Origin of the sequence: Streptomyces subrutilus (genome assembly GCF_008704535.1) — a bacterium.
Taxonomy (GTDB): domain Bacteria; phylum Actinomycetota; class Actinomycetes; order Streptomycetales; family Streptomycetaceae; genus Streptomyces; species Streptomyces subrutilus.
This window is the reverse complement of record NZ_CP023701.1, coordinates 2,891,345-2,909,765: the sequence shown is the minus strand read 5'-3', so window position 1 is coordinate 2,909,765 and position 18,421 is coordinate 2,891,345. Positions and strand designations below refer to the sequence as shown.

At 72.6% G+C, this 18,421-nt stretch carries 17 protein-coding genes; 7 read left to right on the top strand and 10 right to left on the bottom strand.

The window, feature by feature from the left end; translation table 11 throughout:
* Positions 1-305: 305 nt before the first annotated feature.
* Together fomD and CP968_RS12400 are read right to left on the bottom strand one after the other, a co-directional pair.
* Positions 306-1,013, bottom strand: coding sequence for a cytidylyl-2-hydroxypropylphosphonate hydrolase (gene fomD / locus CP968_RS12405; RefSeq protein ID WP_150518072.1), 708 nt, complete (start codon positions 1,011-1,013; stop codon positions 306-308).
* Between the two features lie 122 nt (positions 1,014-1,135).
* Positions 1,136-2,539 carry a class II fumarate hydratase gene (locus CP968_RS12400; protein ID WP_150518071.1) on the bottom strand — a complete coding sequence of 468 codons (1,404 nt, stop codon included), beginning with the start codon at positions 2,537-2,539 and terminating at the stop codon, positions 1,136-1,138.
* A gap of 108 nt (positions 2,540-2,647) precedes the next feature.
* Here CP968_RS12400 and CP968_RS12395 point away from each other — a divergent pair, with 108 nt between their 5' ends.
* A complete protein-coding gene (locus tag CP968_RS12395; protein ID WP_150518070.1) occupies positions 2,648-4,192 on the top strand; it encodes a ricin-type beta-trefoil lectin domain protein in 1,545 nt (514 codons plus the stop codon).
* Positions 4,193-4,271: 79 nt separating this feature from the next.
* Here CP968_RS12395 and CP968_RS12390 read toward each other — a convergent pair whose 3' ends face one another.
* Together CP968_RS12390 and CP968_RS12385 are read right to left on the bottom strand one after the other, a co-directional pair.
* Positions 4,272-5,033, bottom strand: a complete 762-nt coding sequence (locus tag CP968_RS12390) for a glycerophosphodiester phosphodiesterase (protein ID WP_150518069.1) — start codon at positions 5,031-5,033, stop codon at positions 4,272-4,274.
* Between the two features lie 161 nt (positions 5,034-5,194).
* The gene (locus CP968_RS12385; RefSeq protein ID WP_150518068.1) at positions 5,195-6,874 is read right to left on the bottom strand and encodes a fumarate hydratase; all 1,680 of its coding nucleotides are present in this window, start codon (positions 6,872-6,874) and stop codon (positions 5,195-5,197) included.
* Between the two features lie 138 nt (positions 6,875-7,012).
* On the opposite strand from CP968_RS12385, the gene CP968_RS12380 reads away from it, so the two are divergent.
* Together CP968_RS12380 and CP968_RS12375 are read left to right on the top strand one after the other, a co-directional pair.
* Entirely contained in the window at positions 7,013-7,732 is a 720-nt protein-coding gene (locus CP968_RS12380; protein ID WP_229886643.1) for a DUF1707 SHOCT-like domain-containing protein, read from the top strand.
* Between the two features lie 296 nt (positions 7,733-8,028).
* Positions 8,029-8,430: a WhiB family transcriptional regulator gene (locus CP968_RS12375; RefSeq protein WP_373304086.1), complete on the top strand. Its 402-nt coding sequence runs from the start codon at positions 8,029-8,031 to the stop codon at positions 8,428-8,430.
* 225 nt (positions 8,431-8,655) lie between these two features.
* On the opposite strand, the gene glpX is transcribed toward CP968_RS12375, so the two are convergent.
* The gene (glpX, locus tag CP968_RS12370; RefSeq protein ID WP_150518066.1) at positions 8,656-9,687 is read right to left on the bottom strand and encodes a class II fructose-bisphosphatase; all 1,032 of its coding nucleotides are present in this window, start codon (positions 9,685-9,687) and stop codon (positions 8,656-8,658) included.
* A 225-nt stretch (positions 9,688-9,912) separates the two neighbouring features.
* Here glpX and CP968_RS12365 point away from each other — a divergent pair, with 225 nt between their 5' ends.
* A complete protein-coding gene (locus tag CP968_RS12365; RefSeq protein ID WP_229886654.1) occupies positions 9,913-10,446 on the top strand; it encodes a DUF4245 domain-containing protein in 534 nt (177 codons plus the stop codon).
* 213 nt (positions 10,447-10,659) lie between these two features.
* On the opposite strand, the gene CP968_RS12360 is transcribed toward CP968_RS12365, so the two are convergent.
* The 4 genes from CP968_RS12360 to CP968_RS12345 all read right to left on the bottom strand — a co-directional run bounded on the left by CP968_RS12360 (position 10,660) and on the right by CP968_RS12345 (position 14,541).
* On the bottom strand, positions 10,660-11,250 hold the full coding sequence (locus CP968_RS12360; protein WP_150518064.1) for a malonic semialdehyde reductase: 591 nt from the start codon (positions 11,248-11,250) through the stop codon (positions 10,660-10,662).
* A gap of 141 nt (positions 11,251-11,391) precedes the next feature.
* Positions 11,392-11,610: an exodeoxyribonuclease VII small subunit gene (locus CP968_RS12355; protein WP_150518063.1), complete on the bottom strand. Its 219-nt coding sequence runs from the start codon at positions 11,608-11,610 to the stop codon at positions 11,392-11,394.
* Positions 11,611-11,766: 156 nt separating this feature from the next.
* The gene (xseA, locus tag CP968_RS12350; protein WP_150518062.1) at positions 11,767-12,975 is read right to left on the bottom strand and encodes an exodeoxyribonuclease VII large subunit; all 1,209 of its coding nucleotides are present in this window, start codon (positions 12,973-12,975) and stop codon (positions 11,767-11,769) included.
* Between the two features lie 141 nt (positions 12,976-13,116).
* On the bottom strand, positions 13,117-14,541 hold the full coding sequence (locus CP968_RS12345; protein WP_150518061.1) for an APC family permease: 1,425 nt from the start codon (positions 14,539-14,541) through the stop codon (positions 13,117-13,119).
* A gap of 86 nt (positions 14,542-14,627) precedes the next feature.
* On the opposite strand from CP968_RS12345, the gene CP968_RS12340 reads away from it, so the two are divergent.
* Positions 14,628-15,632, top strand: coding sequence for a 4-hydroxy-3-methylbut-2-enyl diphosphate reductase (locus tag CP968_RS12340; RefSeq protein WP_189828955.1), 1,005 nt, complete (start codon positions 14,628-14,630; stop codon positions 15,630-15,632).
* A gap of 21 nt (positions 15,633-15,653) precedes the next feature.
* Complete coding sequence (gene ppgK / locus CP968_RS12335) at positions 15,654-16,391, top strand: polyphosphate--glucose phosphotransferase (RefSeq protein ID WP_150518059.1); 738 nt, start codon at positions 15,654-15,656, stop codon at positions 16,389-16,391.
* Positions 16,392-16,604: 213 nt separating this feature from the next.
* Here ppgK and CP968_RS12330 read toward each other — a convergent pair whose 3' ends face one another.
* Positions 16,605-17,126, bottom strand: a complete 522-nt coding sequence (locus tag CP968_RS12330) for a DUF6542 domain-containing protein (protein ID WP_373304087.1) — start codon at positions 17,124-17,126, stop codon at positions 16,605-16,607.
* A gap of 134 nt (positions 17,127-17,260) precedes the next feature.
* On the opposite strand from CP968_RS12330, the gene ychF reads away from it, so the two are divergent.
* Entirely contained in the window at positions 17,261-18,349 is a 1,089-nt protein-coding gene (gene ychF, locus CP968_RS12325; protein ID WP_150518058.1) for a redox-regulated ATPase YchF, read from the top strand.
* The last annotated feature ends 72 nt before the right edge of the window (positions 18,350-18,421 follow it).

Genomic DNA, 18,421 nt, shown 5'->3' with positions numbered 1-18,421 from the left:
AATTCCGTCCGTTTGCGCTGGATGTGCGCTGCACTCAACTCGGTCAGTCGCGGTATACCCGCTCAGCGGCCGGGGCACCATCGCCCCGGACATCCTCCCCCAGACTTCGTCCGGGGGGACCCCCGGCACCCTGCGTCCGGTGGGACCCCGCTCCGTCGTCGCTCGCTCTCGCCCTGCCCCGGCCTCCGGTCAACTTCCGTGTACGGAACGGTACTCGCGGACCCGCGCCCCGGTCCGGCCGGCCCGTCCGCGCGACCTTGCGGAGGACGATCCTACGGTTGTGCTCCGGGGGCGCATCAAGGGTCTCATGAGCTCATGTGCGCCGGAGTGCGGTCCCAGTCCTCCGGCAGCGCCGGCACCGTCCAGGCGGGATCCGGACGCCAGTCCTGCCAGCCCTCCGAGAACGGCGGCCCCCAGGCCGCGATCAGCTCCACCGCGGCCCGCCCGGCCGCGCGCACCCGCCGGGCCTGCTCACGGTCCATCAGCCCGGCCCGCTGGGCCTGCGCGAACTCGTCCTCGTCCAGCCACGTCCAGCTGCGGTCCGGGTGCACGGCGATGTCGAGGAAGTGGTCCTCGGAGTCGACCCCGCCGGCCCACCGGGCGCGGGGCTCCTCCAGGTTCACGTACCAGTTCTTGAACCGCCAGCCGCGCTCCCAGAACAGCCACACCGACCACGGGTCCCGCGGCCGGGCCAGCTTCAGCACGCCGGTGCCGAACCAGCGCGACCGCACGGTGGTGCGCGGCGCGGTGTAGCGGGTGGCGAGGGGCTCCGCGTGCACGGCGGTGCCGTCGGCGAGGACCGGCTTGACGCATTCGGTGCCGGGGGCCATCCAGACGGCCAGCAGCTCGTCGGTGTCCCGCACCACGGTGACGGGGCGGCAGATGTGCACCCCGCCGCCCCGCCCCGGGGCGTTGTCGCGGTAGCGCCAGAGGATCTGCTCCCCGGGCGCCCAGCGCGCGGGGAGCGAGCCGTCGCGGGCCGCACCGCCTCCCGGGCGGAAAGTACCTGTCATGCGCAGATCTTAGGGCGGCACCCCGGGCCCCCGCTGCGGTGCAGGTCACGGAGGTGATCGAGGAAGGGAATCGACCGGATCCGGACCCTCGGCGCGGGGGCGGTGCGGGGTGCCGGGGCGGATCAGGGGCGGGTCATGCGCAGCACGTCGAGCGCCTCGTCCAACTGCTCCAGGGTGAGCAGGCCCCGCTCCACGTACCCGGACTCCAGGACGACCTCGCGGATCGTCCTGCGCTCCGCGAGGGCCTTCTTCGCCACCTTGGCGGCCTCCTCGTAGCCGATGTAGCGGTTGAGCGGGGTCACCACGGAGGGCGAGGACTCGGCGTACTCCCTGGCCCGGGCGGTGTTGGCGGTGATCCCGTCGATGGTGCGGTCGGCCAGCAGGCGGCTCGCGCTGCCGAGCAGGCGGATCGATTCGAGGAGGTTGCGGGCCATCACCGGGAGCATCACGTTGAGCTCGAAGTTGCCGGCCGCGCCCGCCACGGCGACGGCGGCGTCGTTCCCCATCACCTGGGCGGCGACCATCAGGACGGCCTCCGGTACGACCGGATTGACCTTCCCGGGCATGATCGAGGAGCCGGGCTGGAGATCCGGGAGATTGATTTCGGCCAATCCGGTGCGCGGCCCGGAAGCCATCCAGCGCAGGTCGTTGGAGATCTTGGTGAGCGAGACCGCGATCGTGCGGAGCATCCCCGAGGTCTCCACCAGCGCGTCCCGCGCCCCCTGGGCCTCGAAGTGGTTGCGGGCCTCGGTCAGCGGCAGCCCGGTGGCCGCGGCCACCTCGGCGATCACGGCGGCCGAGAAGCCGGGCGGGGTGTTGATCCCGGTGCCCACCGCGGTGCCGCCCAGGGGCAGCTCGGCCAGGCGGGGCAGGGCCGCGTAGAGCCGTTCGACGCCGTAGCGGATCTGGGTCGCGTACCCGCCGAACTCCTGGCCCAGGGTGACGGGGGTGGCGTCCATCAGGTGGGTGCGCCCGGCCTTGACGACTTGTTCGAACTCGGCGGCCTTGCGCTCCATCGCGGCGGCGAGGTGCTCCAGGGCCGGGATCAGCACGCCGGTGACGGCGGCGGTGGCGGCGATGTGGAGGGAGGAGGGGAAGACGTCGTTCGAGCTCTGGGAGGCGTTGACGTGGTCGTTGGGGTGGACCTCGCGGCCGAGCCGCTCGGTGGCCAGGGTGGCGATCACCTCGTTCGCGTTCATGTTGGACGAGGTGCCGGAGCCGGTCTGGAAGACGTCCACGGGGAACTCGTCGTTCCACCGGCCTTCGGCGACCTCCTCGGCGGCGGACCGGATCGCCTCCGCGATCTCCCCGTCCACCACGCCGAGCCGGGCGTTCACCACGGCGGCCGCGGCCTTGATCCGGGCGAGCGCCTCGATGTGGGACGGCTCCAGCCGTTGGCCCGAGATGGGGAAGTTCTCCACCGCGCGCTGCGTCTGGGCCCGCCATTTGGCGTCCCGGGGCACCTGGACGTCGCCCATGGAGTCGTGCTCGGTCCGGAACGCTTCGGCCTGCTGGTCTTCGGTCATGTTCGGGGCCTCCTCAGAAAGTTGAGCAATTGTCTTGTTCGAAGTGTTCCCAACTCCCCTACCGGCCAGTAAATACCGTGGGTAACACTGACTTCCGGGGAGGCGTTCATGGCACGTGCAGGTACGAAAGCCAGGCTCAGATCTACCGTCGTCGCAGTCGCGGTGCTCGCGGCCGCCCTCGGGGGCGTGACAGCCGTCACCCCCCTGGCCCAGGCGGCCGCCCCCGCCGCCCAGGCCGCTCCGGCCGCCGCGGCCACCCCCCTGCCGCCCGAGCTGGAGGCGATCCGGGCCGCCGAGGCCGTCAAGATCTACGGCGACGCGGCCGTCCGCCCCCTGGCCGAGCGCAAGACCGGTCTGATCTCGCTGGGCGACAGCGAGATCTCGGGCGAGGGCGTCGGAAACTACGACCCCGCCACGAACACGCCGAACAACCAGTGCCACCGCTCGCCCGACTCGGCGATCCACCGCACCGGCATCCCGGCCGACCTCACCTTCAACGTCGCCTGCTCCGGCGGCTACACCGGCAACATCAGGATCGGCGGCAGCAAGCAGTACGCCGACGAGCTGGTGCAGAGCGACAGCCTGGCCATCAAAGCACGCAACACCCGCATCAAGATGGTCCTGCTGGTCGCCGGCGCCAACGACGACCTCCAGTTCGGCCCGGTCATGACCGACTGCGTCACCCGCTGGGTGCTCAGCCAGGGCACCTGCGAGCCCAAGTACGCCCCGGGCTGGCAGGCCCGAGTCGACGGACTGCGGCCCAAGGTCGAGGCCACGGTCGGGGACCTCAAGACCGTCATGCGCGACGCCGGCTACGCCGACGGCGACTACAAGCTCGTCGTGATGGGCTACCCCAGCCCCATCGGCCCCGACTTCAACGACAACCCGAACTTCCCCGGCAAGCTCCCCGGCGGCTGCGCCGGCTACGACTCCGACGCCGCCTGGGGCCGCAACCAGGCCGTGCCCGCCTTCGAGAAGGGCATGCGCGAGGCCGCCCGCGCCTCCGGCGCCGTCTACCTCGACAACTCCCGGCTCTTCCACGGCCACGAGGTGTGCATGGAGGACACCTGGGCCCGCGGCCTCTACCTGGACCTCGGCGACCACTTCCCGTGGGACGAGAACACCGCCCGCCAGTCCTTCCACCCCAACTACAAGGGCCACGGCGCGTTCGCGTCCTGCCTCACCCAGCTCTACGCCTCCGGCCTGCGCGAGGCCTCCTGCGCCGACCCGGCCAGCACCGGCACCCCCGTCCTCCAGGCGGGCGCCTGGGACGACGTCTACCGGCCCCTGAGGAACGAGGCGACCGGCAACTGCCTCGACGTCTTCGGCGGTTCCAGCGCCAACGACACCAAGGTGGTCGGCTGGGACTGCCACGGCGGCCGCAACCAGGGCTGGTGGTACGACACCGCCCGCACGTCCCTCCACACCGAACTCACCCACGACCGCTGCCTCGACGTCCCCGGGGCCAAGTACGCCGCGGGCACCGGCCTGGTGCTGTGGAACTGCCACGGCGGCGCCAACCAGCAGTTCGTCCGCGACGGCGCCACCCTGCGCCCCGCCGCCGCCGCGAACCTGTGCCTGACCGTGGCCGCCGGCCACGACCCGCTGCGCCTGCAGACCTGCAACGGCTCGGCGGCCCAGCGCTTCGCGTAGGGCGCGTCCGCACCACGGCGACGGGGCACCGCACGCCCGCTCCCGTCCCCCCACCCGGCCGGCGCACCCCGGCCGGGTGTCACAGGTCCCGCAGCAGCTTGCGCACGTCCCGCGGCCGGTTGGTGATGAGGGTGTCCACGCCGAGCCGTACGCACAGCTCCACGTCGGCCGGCTGGTCGACCGTCCACACCCGCACCGTCAGCCCCTTGGCCTTCAGCCGCCCCACCAGCCCCGGATCCCGCCGGACGAGCTCGATCCCCGGACCCGCGTGGGTCGCGTACGGGGGGCGGGGCGGGCGCAGCCGCCGCTCCATCAGGTACACGGCGGGCAGGCCCGGCGCGAGCCGGTGCAGCCGGGTCAGCGCGGTGCGGGAGAAGCTCATCACCTCGACCCGCCCGCTGCCGCCGTCGGCCAGCCCGTACCGCGCCAGCAGCCGCACCAGCTCGGACTCCAGCAGCCCGCCGGCGCGCGTCGGGTGCTTGGTCTCGACGGCCAGCCCGACCGGCCGGGGCGCGGCCAGCGCCTCCCGGAGCAGGTCCTCGAAGAGCAGCACCCGGCTCCCGGCGTGCCCGGCGCCCTTCCAGGCGCCGAAGTCCAGCGCCGCGAGCTCCTCGTAGGTCATCGCCGACACCGCGCCCCGCCCGTCGGAGGTCCGCTCCACGCGCCGGTCGTGCACGCACACCAGCCGCCGGTCGGCGGTCAGCCGCACGTCGCACTCCAGCGCGTCGGCCCCGTCCGCCACGGCCTGCCGGTAGGCGGCCAGGGTGTGCTCGGGGTGCTCGTGCGAGGCCCCGCGGTGGGCGACCACCCGGACGGCGCGGGCGGTGCGGATCGCAGTCATACGGAAATCCTTGCAAACCGGGGTGAACGGGCAGCTGCGCCGCCGTGTCCCCGACGTTAACCCGCCGTCCGCCCGCCCGCCCGTCCCGGCGCTCGCACCGCGCCCGAGGGGCCCCGCGCCGGACGGCGGCGGGGCCCCTCGGGACCGGGGGAGCGGCGGGGCTAGAGGCCGGGGCCGCGGACCGGGATGTGGGTGAACGTGGGCTCCGGGGCCGGGTTCTGGAAGAAGTCGTTGCCCTTGTCGTCCACGACGATGAAGGCCGGGAAGTCCTCCACCTCGATCCGCCAGACCGCCTCCATGCCGAGCTCCTCGTACTCCAGGACCTCGACCTTCTTGATGCAGTCCTGTGCGAGCCGCGCCGCCGGGCCGCCGATCGAACCCAGGTAGAAGCCGCCGTGCGCGCCGCACGCGTCCGTCACCTGCTGCGAGCGGTTGCCCTTGGCCAGCATGACCTTGGAGCCGCCCGCCGCCTGGAACTGCTCGACGTAGCTGTCCATCCGGCCGGCCGTGGTCGGGCCGAACGAACCGGACGCGTAGCCCTCGGGGGTCTTGGCCGGGCCGGCGTAGTAGACCGGGTGGTCCTTCAGGTACTGCGGCATCGGGGCGCCCGTGTCCAGCAGTTCCTTGATCTTGGCGTGCGCGATGTCGCGCGCCACGACCAGCGGGCCGGTCAGCGACAGGCGCGTCTTGACCGGGTGGCGGGTCAGCGTCGCCAGGATCTCGTCCATCGGCCGGTTCAGGTCGATCGACACCACGTCCGCCGAGTCCTCCTCCGCCAGGTGCTCGTCGGTGGTCTCGGGCAGGAACCGCGCCGGATCCGTCTCCAGCCGCTCCAGGAAGACGCCCTCGGCGGTGATCTTCGCGGTGGCCTGGCGGTCGGCCGAGCAGGACACGGCGATGGCCACCGGCAGCGAGGCGCCGTGGCGCGGCAGCCGCACCACGCGCACGTCGTGGCAGAAGTACTTGCCGCCGAACTGCGCGCCGATGCCGATCCGCTGCGTCAGCTCGAAGACCTGCTGCTCCAGCGCCTCGTCGCGGAAGCCGTGGCCCAGCGGCGAGCCCTCGCGCGGCAGCTCGTCCAGGTAGTGGGCGGAGGCGTACTTGGCGGTCTTCAGCGCGTGCTCGGCCGAGGTGCCGCCCACCACGATCGCCAGGTGGTAGGGCGGGCAGGCCGCCGTGCCGAGCGAGCGGATCTTCTCCTCCAGGAACTTCATCATGGAGGCCTCGTTCAGGACGGCCTTGGTCTCCTGGTAGAGGAAGGACTTGTTCGCGCTGCCGCCGCCCTTGGCCATGAAGAGGAACTTGTACGCGCCGCCGTCCGTCGCGTACAGCTCGATCTGCGCGGGCAGGTTCGAGCCGGTGTTCTTCTCCTCCCACATGGTGAGCGGGGCCATCTGCGAGTAGCGCAGGTTCAGGCGGGTGTACGCGTCGAAGATGCCGCGCGAGAGCGCCTCCTCGTCGCCGCCCTCGGTCAGCACGTTCTGGCCGCGCTTGCCCATCACGATCGCCGTACCGGTGTCCTGGCACATCGGCAGCACGCCGGCCGCGGCGATGTTCGCGTTCTTCAGCAGGTCCAGCGCCACGAACTTGTCGTTCGCGCTCGCCTCCGGGTCGTCGATGATCCGGCGCAGCTGCGCGAGGTGCGCGGGCCGCAGGAAGTGCTGGATGTCGTGGACGGCCTCTTCGGCGAGCTTGCGCAGCGCCTCCGGCTCGACCCTGAGGAACGTACGCCCGTCCGCCTCGAAGGTGGACACGCCCTCGGCGGTCACCAGCCGGTACGGGGTGGTGTCCTCGCCCAAGGGCAGCAGGTCGGTGTACGCGAACTCCGGCATGGGGGCCATTCCTCACTCGGCAGACAGCGCTGACGACCAATTGGCAGCGCAGTCCTCCAGCGTAGGACCTCGCGTCCGCCCCGTGCTTGTGAGGTAGGGCTCACTCGCCAGTATCGCGATCTATCGTGTCTCGCTATGCTGATCGGCGTGGACCTGGAAAAGCACTCCGACGCCCCCGCACCCGCACCCGCACCCGCACCTGCTCCGGCACCCGCGCCCGCCGCCCCGACCGTCTCCGCGTCCGCGTCGGCCGGGCCGGGAGGCCTGCGGGCCTCCGACGCCGACCGGGACCGGATCGCGCACATCCTCGGCGACGCCGTGGCCGAGGGCCGGCTCACCGCCGACGAGCACGCCGAGCGCCTGGACACCCTCTACGCCGTCAAGACGGTGGGGGAGCTGGACGTACTCGTCCGCGACCTGCCCGCGCCCGGCGGCGCTCCGGCGGCCGCGGCCCCCGCCCTGCCCCCCGGTTCGGCCGACGAGACCGTCGTCGCCGTGTGCAGCAGCTCCGCGCGCAAGGGACGCTGGCGTCCCGGCGCGCACACCCGGGCGATCTCGATCATGGGCGACATCTCCATCGACCTCACCCAGGCCGTCTTCGAACAGCAGGTCACCGAGATCAACGTGACGTGCATCCTGGGCAACGTGGAGGTCAAGGTCCCCGAGAACGTCACGCTGCGCGGCTACGGCAGCGGCGTCCTCGGCAACTTCGAGGTGCGCGGAGAGGGCCGCGGAGCCACCGACCCGCAGGCGCCCGTGGTGATCGTCCGGGGCTTCGCGCTCCTCGGCAACATCGAGGCCCGCCCCAAGCGCGGCGCCCGCCTGGTCGACCTCGCGGCCGCGTTCCGCAAGCGGCTGGAGGGCTGACCGTCGTACCCGGTGCACGGGGGCGAGATCCGGCCGCGCGGCCTCCGGTCGCCCCGGGCGCGGACCGGCGCCGTGCGCGCCCGGAGCTCCCGCGGGCGCCCGGCGCGGCAGGGCGGCGCGGGCGCGGACGGCCGCGCCGTCGCGCTCCGACACGCCCGTGCGCGGGCCGTGTTGGACGGGATCGCGTTTCGGACGAACCTCCGCCGGCCGGGGGCGCGCGGGGCTTAGGGCAGCGTGCAGCGGGTAGGGACTGGTGCATCGTCTCTCGCTCGCGTATACGTCGTCAGGAGTAGACCGTGCCGCATCCGCCGCATCAGTCCCTGCAGGTAGCCGCCGCCCAGTCGCTGCACGGGCGTCCGGCCGCCGTGCCGAAGCCGCGGGTGCCGGCCAGGGCGGCGGAGGACGGCCCCTGGCACGCGGACGCGGTGTGCCGCCGCGACGAGGCGGGACTGTTCTTCGCCCCGTCCAAGGAGCCGACCGCGACCCGGCTCTCCCGCGAGGAGGCGGCCAAGCGCGTCTGCGCCCGCTGCCCCGTGATGGTCGCCTGCCGCGAGCACGCCCTGCTCCAGCCCGAGCCGTACGGCGTCTGGGGCGGCCTCACCGCCGCCGAGCGCCGGGTGGTGCTGGCCCGGATGCGGCGCCGCTCCGCCGAACTGCGCCAGGCCCCCGGGGCCGGCCCGATCGCCGCCGCCGGCTGAAGCGCGTACGCCACCCACACCGCGCACACCGCGTACGCCACCCACACCGCGTACGCCACCCACACCGCGCAGCGCGCAGCATCCAGGCTCCGCGCGAGCCGCGCGCCCGCGTGCGCTCCCGACCGCCGCGCACGGCGCGCGCATCCGTCCGTACGCGCCGAGAGGGGCGGTCACCGCCGCACGCGGTGACCGCCCCTCTCGCCGTGCCGCTTCCGGCGGGCCGGCCTACTTGGCCCGGTCGAAGTCGATCGCGCTGTACGCGCGCAGCTTGGACAGCCGGTGCGTCGAGTCGATCTGCCGGATCGTGCCCGACTTCGAGCGCATGACCAGCGACGAGGTGGTCGCGGTCTCCGAGCGGTAGTGGACGCCGCGCAGCAGCTCGCCGTCGGTGATGCCGGTGGCGACGAAGAAGACGTTCTCGCCGGACACCAGGTCGTCCGTGTGCAGGACCCGGTCCAGGTCGTGGCCCGCGTCGATGGCCTTCTGCCGCTCGGCCTCGTCCTTGGGCCACAGCTTGCCCTGGATCGTGCCGCCGAGGCACTTTATGGCGCAGGCCGAGATGATGCCCTCGGGCGTACCGCCGATGCCGAGGAGCAGGTCCACGCCGGTGCCCTCGCGCACCGCCATGACCGAGCCCGCGACGTCGCCGTCCGAGATGAACTTGATCCGCGCGCCGGTCTCGCGGATCTCCTTGACGATGCCCTCGTGGCGGGGGCGGTCCAGGATGACGACGGTCACGTCCTCCACGGCCATGTTCTTGGCCTTGGCGACGCGCCGGATGTTGACCGAGGCGGGGGCGTTGATGTCGACGAAGTCGGCCGCCTCCGGGCCCGTGACCAGCTTCTCCATGTAGAAGACGGCCGACGGGTCGAACATGGTCCCGCGGTCGGCGGCGGCGAGGACCGCGATGGCGTTCGGCATGCCCTTGGCGTTCAGGGTGGTGCCGTCGATCGGGTCGACGGCGATGTCGACCTCGGCGCCGGTGCCGTCGCCGACCCGTTCGCCGTTGAAGAGCATGGGGGCTTCGTCCTTCTCCCCCTCGCCGATGACGACGACGCCGTTCATCGAGACGGTGGAGATCAGGGTCCGCATGGCGTTGACCGCGGCGCCGTCCGCGCCGAGCTTGTCACCGCGGCCGACCCACCGGCCCGCGGCCATGGCTGCGGCCTCGGTGACCCGGACGAGCTCCAGGGCGAGGTTGCGGTCGGGGGCTTCGGGAGAGACTTCGAGCTGGGGCGGCAGGTTGTGCTCGGTCATCGGAGCGCACCTTTCTGTACGACGACGGCCGGGATGTGAGGGTGCTGGAACTCTATCCCCACGTCGACATATTGAGCAGGGCGGGGCACGTTTGAGCGGCATACCGGTCAGTCGATTGGCCTGACCGGTCGTCTTGCGGCGCCGCCCCGGCCGCCGCGCCGCCGGTGCGGGGCACCCCGGCGCCGATCGCCCCCGGCGATGCGGGACGATGGTCCCGTGGCAGGTATGAAAGGCAAGCAGACGGTATGGGACATGGTCCGGTCGCTGGCGGTGATCGGCATCGTGGTCGCGGGGATCTATTTCTTCATCCCGCACGACGAGGACGCCGACCCGACGCGGACGGTGGACTACCGGGTGGAGACGATCACGGCCCGCCGCGCGGCGCCGTACCCGGTCGCGGTCCCGGTGGGGCTGCCCGAGCAGTGGCGCGCGACCTCGGTGACCTACGAGCGCAAGAACGGGAGCGCGTGGCACCTGGGCTTCCTGGACCCGAAACAGGAGTACGTGGCGGTGGAGCAGTCCACCGACACCACCGACAAGTACGTCGCCCGGGTCACCCGGCAGGCGAAGTCGACCGGGCAGGCGCAGCAGGTGGGCGACGCGTCCTGGGAGCGCTGGGACGGCGAGAAGTACGACGCCCTGGTCCGCCGTGAGCAGGGCTACGTCACGGTGGTGACCGGTACGGCCTCCTTCGAGCAGCTCGGCGCCATGGTCCAGGCCCTGGAGTTCAAGCAGGGCGCGGACACCCCGCAGGGGTGACCGCCCCGGCGGGCCCCTTCGCGGGGGCGGTCGGCGGGCCCCTCGCGGGGTGACCGACCGGTCCCTTCGCGGGGCGGCCGACGGCGCCGCGTCCCCGGACGCGGAAAAGGGCCGACGCCCCGGAATTCCGGGGCGGCGGCCCTTTCGCCGTCTCGCGTGCGCGTCGGGCTCCGGTCATCGGGCCGAAGCCCGTACGGCGGCCCGGCCGGCGGCTCAGACGGTGGTGACGACCTGGTCGAACTCCAGGCGCGGGGAGCGCGCGAAGGCGGCGTCCTCGCCCGGCTTGCCGATGTTGACGACCATCAGCGGGGTGTGGTCGGCGTCCAGGAACTCCTTCTGGACACCGGCGAAGTCCAGGCCGGTCATCGGGCCGGCGGCCAGGCCGGCGGCGCGGACGCCGACGATGAAGTAGGCGGCCTGCAGCGAGGCGTTGACCAGCGCGGACTGCTCGCGGACCGGACGCTCGGCGAAGAAGAGGTCCTTGGCCTGCGGGAAGTGCGGGAGCAGCGCCGGGAGTTCCTCGTGGAACTCGTTGTCGGCGGAGAGGATCGCGACCAGCGGCGCGGCGGCGGTCTTGGCCTGGTTGCCCTCGGCCATGAGCTTCACGAGGCGCTCGCGGGCCTCGGGGGAGCGGACCAGGGTGATGCGCAGCGGCGTCTGGTTGAAGGCGGTGGGGCCGTACTTCACCAGGTCGTAGATCGCCTGGACCTGCTCCTCGGTGACCGGCTCGTCGGAGAACGAGTTGGCCGTGCGGGCCTCGCGGAAGAGCAGGTCCTGCGCGGCGGAGTCAAGAACGAGAGACATCGGAAAGCCTACTTCCATACGGTGGTGAAGCGATGCCCCGACTGTACGACCAGATTAGGTGAAGCTTCAACTAAATCCGCCGTCGAGTGACCGGGATCACCCGGCCCGCCCGGCGGGTCGCCGCGGCGGACCGGCCGCGGCTCACTCCCCGCCGGCCGCCTCGCGGGCCGCCAGCGCCGAGTCCAGCCGGGCCCGGGCCCCCTCCAGCCAGTGCCGGCACACCGCCGCCAGCTCCTCGCCGCGCTCCCAGAGCGCGAGCGAGTCCTCCAGCGAGGTGCCGCCCGCCTCCAGCTTGCGCACGACCTCGATGAGCTCGTCGCGGGCCTGCTCGTACCCCAATGCCGTTTCGGCCTCAGCCATTCCCGTGTCCACCCTGTGTGTAGTCGGCGTGCGTGCCGTCGGTGTGCATGTCATCGGTCGGTGCGCGCCCGGCCCGCTCGTGCGGTGCCCGCCCGGGTGCGGACCGCTCGGGTCCGGTCGGCGGGGCGGCGGGTGCGGTCATTCGGCGAGGTGCGGTCATTCGGCGACCCGTACCGAGAAGGCGCCCTCGGCGACCCGCGCGCGCAGCACCTCGTCCGGCCCGAGCCCCTCCGGCGAGCGCACCACGTGCCCGTCGGCCCGTTGCAGTACGGCGTAGCCCCGTTCCAGGGTCGCCGCGGGCGACAGCGCCACCACCCGGGCCAGCGTGTGCGACAGCTCGGAATCGGCCCGGTCCAGCAGGTGGCCGAGGGTGCGGCGGCTGCGCGCCAGCAGGGCGTCGAGCTCGTCCCGGCGGGTCTCGGTCATCCGCTGCGGATGGACGAAGACGGGACGGGCGAGCGCGTGCGCCAGGCCCCGCTCCTCCCGGTCGAGCAGCCCGCGGACGGCGCGCAGCGCGCGGTCCTGGAGCTGGCGCACCCGCTCCAGCTCCTCGCCCACGTCCGGGACCACCTTCTTCGCCGCGTCCGTGGGCGTGGAGGCCCGCAGGTCCGCGACCAGGTCCAGCAGCGGGGAGTCCGGCTCGTGGCCGATGGCCGACACCACCGGGGTGCGGGCCGCGGCGACCGTCCGTACGACCTCCTCGTCGGAGAAGGGCAGCAGGTCCTCCACGCTGCCGCCGCCCCGGGCCACGATGATCACGTCCACCCCGGGCAGGGCGTCGAGCTCCCGCACCGCCTCGATGACCTGCGGGACCGCGTGCACCCCCTGGACGGCCACGTTGCGCACCTCGAAGCGGACCGCGGGCCAGCGGCGCCGGGCGTTCTCCAGGACGTCCCGCTCGGCCGCCGAGGCCCGGCCGACCACCAGCCCGATCAGCTGGGGCAGGAACGGGAGCGGCTTCTTGCGGTCGAGCGCGAACAGCCCCTCGGCCGCCAGGGACCGCTTGAGCCGCTCCAGCCGCGCCAGCAGTTCGCCGATGCCGACCGGCCGTATCTCCGTCGCCCGCAGGGACAGCTGCCCGCGCGGGGCGTACCACTCGGGCTTGGCCAGCACCACGACCCGCGCGCCCTCCGAGACGGCGTCCGCGACCTCGTCGTAGACCTGCCGGAAGCAGGTCACGCTGACGGAGACGTCGTGCGAGGGATCGCGCAGCGTCAGGAAGACCACCCCCGCCCCCGGCCGACGCGAGAGCTGCGTGATCTGCCCCTCCACCCACACCTGGCCGAGCTTGTCGATCCAGCCCCCGATGAGCCGGGACACCTGGCCTACCGGCAGCGGCGCCTCGGCCGACGTATTCAGACCCATGCACGCAGGCTATCCGGCCCCGGTGACACGGCGCCCCGGCTTCTCCGGCCCGTTCCCGGGTTCCGGCCGTAGGGGTCCCGGCCCGTACGGCCGTTTCGCCCGGCCCGGCCCGTACGGGCCGGGCAAGGCCGGACCGGGCCGTCAGGGCGTACGGGCCGCCGGGGCGTCGCCCGGTCCTGCCGTGGTGTACGGGCCCGGGTCCGGGGCCGGGGGGCCGCCGCGGCGGCCGCGCTGGGCGACCAGGACGCACAGGCCCACCGCCAGCCACACCGCCCCGACCACCTGCGCCTCCCACGAGGCCTCGACGATCACCGTCACCGTCACCGCCGCGCCCAGCACCGGCACCACCAGGTGCTTGAACCAGTTCGGCTCGCCCTCCCGCCGCCGGACCACGAACCAGCCCACCACCGACGCGTGCAGCAGGGTGAACGCCACCAGCGCCCCCACGTCCACCACCGAGACCAGGTGGTCCAACCCGTCGTCGCGGCGGGCCGCCCACACCGCCGCGACCAGCGTCACCACCGCCGCCACCAGCAGCGCCGGCCGCGGCGTGCCGCCCGAGGTCCGGGCCAGCGCCCGCGGCAACCGGCCCTCCCGGGCCATCGCGAACAGCAGCCGACCCGCCGCCGCCTGCCCGGCCAGCGCCGCGAAGGCCGCCCCGATCGCCTTGCTCGCCGCCACCAGGTCGTGCAGCCAGGGCCCCGTCGCCGACTCCACCGTGTCGTAGAACGCCGGCCCCTGCTCGGCCGGCCGCGCCGCCAGCTCCGCCGAGGACACCGGCGTCAGCAGCGCGGCCAGGTACGTCTGGGCCACGAACAGCACCCCCGTCAGCGCCAGGCAGAACAGCACCGCCCGCGCCACCTTCGCGCTGCCGCCCGTCACCTCCTCGGCGAACGAGGCGATGGCGTCGAAGCCCAGGTACGACAGGACCGCCACCGACACCGCGCCGAGCACCGCCGCGAGCGAGAAGCCGAGCGAGCCGTCCCCGGTCAGCGGGGACAGCCAGCCCCGCCGCGCCCCGCCCCCCACCAGCGCGGTGACCGCCGCGACCAGGAAGACCAGCAGCACGACGATCTCCAGGGCCAGCACCGCGAAACCGACCCGGGCCGCCGCCCGTACCCCCCACAGGTTCAGCAGGGTGGTGACGACCACCGCCAGGGCCGTCCACACCCACCGCGACACCTCCGGGACCAACGCGTTCATCGCGATGCCGGAGAACAGGTACGCGACCGCCGGGATCAGCAGGTAGTCGAGCATCGCCATCCACCCCGCGATCAGCCCCGGCCCCTCGCCCAGGCCCTTGCGGGCGTACGTGAACACCGAGCCGGCCTGCGGCGCGACCCGCACCATCTGCGCGTAGCTGAAGGCCGTGAAGGCCATCGCGACGGTCGCCACCAGGTACACGAGGGCCACGGCGCCGTGCGACTTCGCGTCCAGCGTCCCGAAGACGCCCACCGGCGCCATCGGGGCGATGAACAGCAGCCCGTACACGACCAGGTCCCGGAAGCCGAGGCTCCGGCGCAGCGCGGTCGGCGCCGTCCTGCTGGGATCCGCAACGGACGCCATCCGTCCTCCGGGTGATAGGCGGGACACGCTTTCGGTCCAGTCTCTGCCGAACGGGCGACGTACGGCCTTCTGAAGACCCCCGTACGATGGAGCACATGACTGCTCCCGCCCCCGCCGCCGCTTCCCGCCGTGTCCTGCTCGCCGCGCCCCGCGGCTACTGCGCGGGCGTCGACCGAGCCGTGATCGCCGTCGAGAAAGCCCTTGAGCAGTACGGTGCGCCGGTCTACGTCCGCCACGAGATCGTCCACAACAAGTACGTGGTCCAGACGCTGGAGAAGAAGGGCGCCATCTTCGTCGAGCGGACGGAGGAGGTCCCCGAGGGCTCCATCGTGATGTTCTCGGCGCACGGCGTCGCGCCCGTGGTCCACGAGGAGGCCGCGCGCGGCAAGCTCGCGACGATCGACGCGACCTGCCCGCTGGTCACCAAGGTGCACAAGGAAGCGATCCGCTACGCGAACGAGGACTTCGACATCCTCCTCATCGGCCACGAGGGCCACGAGGAGGTCATCGGCACCTCGGGCGAGGCCCCGGACCACATCACGATCGTGGACGGCCCCGAGGACGTGGCCAACGTGGACGTGCGCGACGAGTCGAAGGTCGTCTGGCTGTCGCAGACCACGCTGTCCGTCGACGAGACGATGGAGACGGTCGACGCGCTGAAGACCCGGTTCCCGCTCCTCGTCTCGCCGCCGAGCGACGACATCTGCTACGCCACCTCGAACCGGCAGGCCGCCGTCAAGGTGATGGGCGCCGACTCCGACCTGGTCATCGTGGTCGGCTCCAAGAACTCCTCGAACTCCATCCGGCTCGTCGAGGTCGCCCTGGACGCCGGCGCGCGCGCCGCGCACCTCGTCGACTTCGCCAGCGAGATCGACGAAGCCTGGCTGGAGGGCGTCACCACGGTCGGCCTGACCTCGGGCGCCTCCGTGCCCGAGGTCCTCGTCGAAGAGGTCCTGGAGTGGCTGACCGCCCGCGGCTACGCGGACGTGGAGATCGTCAAGACGGCCGAGGAGTCGATCGTCTTCTCGCTGCCGAAGGAGCTGCGCCGCGACCTGCGCGCCGAAGCGGCGGAACTGGTCGCAGACCAGTAGATCGTTTCGTACGGTATGTCCATGCAGATCATGGGTGTGGACATCGGCGGTTCCGGGATCAAGGGTGCTCCCGTGGACCTGGACCGCGGCGATCTGGCGCAGGAGCGCCACAAGGTACTGACCCCGCAGCCGGCGACCCCCGACGGGGTGGCCGGCTGCGTCGCGGAGGTGGTCCGCGCGTTCTCCTGGACGGGCCCGGTGGGCGTCACCTTCCCGGGCGTGGTCACCAACGGCATCACCCGCTCGGCGGCCAACGTGGACAAGGCCTGGGTGGGCGTGGACGCGGCGGCCCTCCTCTCGCGCGAGCTGGGCGGCCTGCCGGTCACGGTCCTCAACGACGCGGACGCGGCGGGCGTCGCCGAGATGACGTACGGGGCCGGGCGCGGGCGGGGCGGCACGGTCATCCTGCTCACCCTCGGTACGGGCATCGGCAGCGCCCTCTTCACGGACGGCCGGCTGGTCCCCAACTCGGAGCTGGGCCACCTGGAGCTCCACGGGCACGACGCGGAGACGCGGGCGTCGGTCAAGGCCAAGGAGGACGGCGACCTCAGCTGGGAGCACTGGGCGCGGCGGCTGCAGAAGTACCTGCACCACGTGGAGATGCTCTTCTCCCCGGACCTCTTCATCCTGGGCGGCGGCGTCAGCCGCAAGCCGGAGAAGTTCCTGCCGCTGATCGAGGGCGTGCGGGCCGAGATCGTCCCGGCCAAGCTGCAGAACAACGCGGGCATCGTCGGGGCGGCGATGGCGGCGAAGCACTGACCCCGACGCCCGACGCCGACGCCGGCCCAGGCGGGGCGTCCGGGCCGGCTAGGCCGTCTCTTTCGGATCTTGCCGGGCCCGCGACGTCTGGCACCGTGCCTGGCCGCACTGCCGAGGCGACCACGTACGTCCAGTACGCGAGCGCCCCGGCAGTGCGGCCAGGCACGGCACCAGACGCCGCGGGCTCGGCCGGCAAGATCCGAAAGAGACGACCTAGGCGTCCTTGCGGGGGAGCCGGCGCCTGCTGATCAGCACGGCCTTGCGCACGACGACGACCAGCGCGGCCACGAGCGTGCCCGCGTACAGCCAGCCGGCGTGCAGGGACAGCGCGGACACCAGGCCCATCAGCTGGCCGCCGATGCCGCCGGAGCCCCCCGAGATGGGCCACACGCCGACCGCGAAGGCGATGGGCGCGGTGACCGGCGCGGTGATCAGGTCGGCGGGGCGCACCCAGAGGGCGGTCGCTGCCGCCACGGGCAGGAAGAGCAGCCCGTAGACGAAGAGGGAAGCGCCGAAGAGCAGCCAGTCGACCCCGGCCAGCAGCACCATCGCGGCGCACGCGAACAGCCCGCCGCCCAGCCCGGTCAGCCGGGGCCGCGGCAGCCGGCGCGCGGCCGCGAGCGCCGGCCGGCCCCGCCCCTGCACGGCGGGCGGCGGCACGGCGGCACCCGGCCGCCGGCGCTGGGCCGGGGGTCGCTGCGGGTGAGGGGCCGGTCGCGTCCTGTGTTGCTCCACCCCACCAAACTAGGCGGGAGGCCCCTCCTAAGGGGCCCCGGACACGCGTACATCCACCGCCACTCATCTGAAAGTAAACTGTCGGACGGCCCGCACCCGGGCCGCCGCCCCTCCAGCTACGGGAAGTCGCCAACGTGTCGCTCACGATCGGAATCGTCGGCCTGCCGAATGTCGGCAAGTCGACCCTGTTCAACGCCCTGACCAAGAACGACGTGCTGGCGGCCAACTACCCGTTCGCCACGATCGAGCCGAACGTCGGCGTCGTCGGCGTCCCGGACCCGCGCCTGGCCGTCCTCGCGGGCATCTTCGGCTCGCAGAAGGTCCTGCCGGCCACCGTCGACTTCGTCGACATCGCCGGCATCGTGCGCGGCGCCTCGGAGGGCGAGGGCCTCGGCAACAAGTTCCTCGCGAACATCCGCGAGTCGGACGCCATCTGCCAGGTCATCCGCGCCTTCAAGGACGAGAACGTCGTCCACGTCGACGGCAAGGTCTCGCCCAAGGACGACATCGAGACGATCAACACCGAGCTGATCCTCGCCGACCTCCAGTCGATCGAGAAGGCGGTGCCGCGCCTGACCAAGGAGTCCCGCCTCCAGAAGGAGAAGGTCGCGGTCCTGGCCGCGGTGGAGAAGGCGCAGAAGATCCTCGAAGAGGGCCACACCCTCTTCTCGCAGGGCATCGCCAAGGGCACGGAGCAGGGCGACCTCCTCCACGAACTGCACCTGCTCACCGTCAAGCCCTTCCTCTACGTCTTCAACGTCGACGAGGACGAACTGACGGACGACGCCTTCAAGGCGGAGCAGAGCGCCCTGGTCGCCCCGGCCGAGGCGATCTTCCTGAACGCCAAGCTGGAGGCCGAGCTGATCGAGCTCGACGACGAGGAGGCCCTCGAACTCCTCCAGTCGGTCGGCCAGGAAGAGCCGGGCATGGCCACGCTGGGCCGCGTCGGCTTCACCACCCTGGGCCTGCAGACCTACCTGACGGCCGGCCCGAAGGAAACCCGCGCCTGGACCATCAAGAAGGGCGCCACCGCCCCCGAGGCCGCCGGCGTCATCCACACCGACTTCCAGCGCGGCTTCATCAAGGCGGAGGTCATCTCCTTCGCCGACCTGGTGGCCTGCGGATCGGTCACGGAAGCCCGCGCGAAGGGCAAGGCCCGCATGGAGGGCAAGGAGTACGTCATGCAGGACGGCGACGTGGTCGAATTCCGCTTCAACGTCTGAGCGGATGAAGTGACACCACGTCGCTGACGTGGCAAACATGCAGGTCAGGAGGGGGCGGACTCTGTTCGAGTC

Coding starts and splice junctions, on each gene's coding strand:
- CP968_RS12345 (WP_150518061.1), bottom strand. CDS start 14,541: ATGGCGTCCGTTGCGGATCCCAGCAGGACGGCGCCGACCGCGCTGCGC.
- xseA (WP_150518062.1), bottom strand. CDS start 12,975: ATGGGTCTGAATACGTCGGCCGAGGCGCCGCTGCCGGTAGGCCAGGTG.
- CP968_RS12360 (WP_150518064.1), bottom strand. CDS start 11,250: ATGTCTCTCGTTCTTGACTCCGCCGCGCAGGACCTGCTCTTCCGCGAG.
- CP968_RS12355 (WP_150518063.1), bottom strand. CDS start 11,610: ATGGCTGAGGCCGAAACGGCATTGGGGTACGAGCAGGCCCGCGACGAG.
- CP968_RS12390 (WP_150518069.1), bottom strand. CDS start 5,033: ATGACTGCGATCCGCACCGCCCGCGCCGTCCGGGTGGTCGCCCACCGC.
- glpX (WP_150518066.1), bottom strand. CDS start 9,687: ATGACCGAGCACAACCTGCCGCCCCAGCTCGAAGTCTCTCCCGAAGCC.
- CP968_RS12365 (WP_229886654.1), top strand. CDS start 9,913: ATGAAAGGCAAGCAGACGGTATGGGACATGGTCCGGTCGCTGGCGGTG.
- fomD (WP_150518072.1), bottom strand. CDS start 1,013: ATGACAGGTACTTTCCGCCCGGGAGGCGGTGCGGCCCGCGACGGCTCG.
- ppgK (WP_150518059.1), top strand. CDS start 15,654: ATGCAGATCATGGGTGTGGACATCGGCGGTTCCGGGATCAAGGGTGCT.
- CP968_RS12385 (WP_150518068.1), bottom strand. CDS start 6,874: ATGGCCCCCATGCCGGAGTTCGCGTACACCGACCTGCTGCCCTTGGGC.
- CP968_RS12400 (WP_150518071.1), bottom strand. CDS start 2,539: ATGACCGAAGACCAGCAGGCCGAAGCGTTCCGGACCGAGCACGACTCC.
- CP968_RS12395 (WP_150518070.1), top strand. CDS start 2,648: ATGGCACGTGCAGGTACGAAAGCCAGGCTCAGATCTACCGTCGTCGCA.
- CP968_RS12340 (WP_189828955.1), top strand. CDS start 14,628: ATGGAGCACATGACTGCTCCCGCCCCCGCCGCCGCTTCCCGCCGTGTC.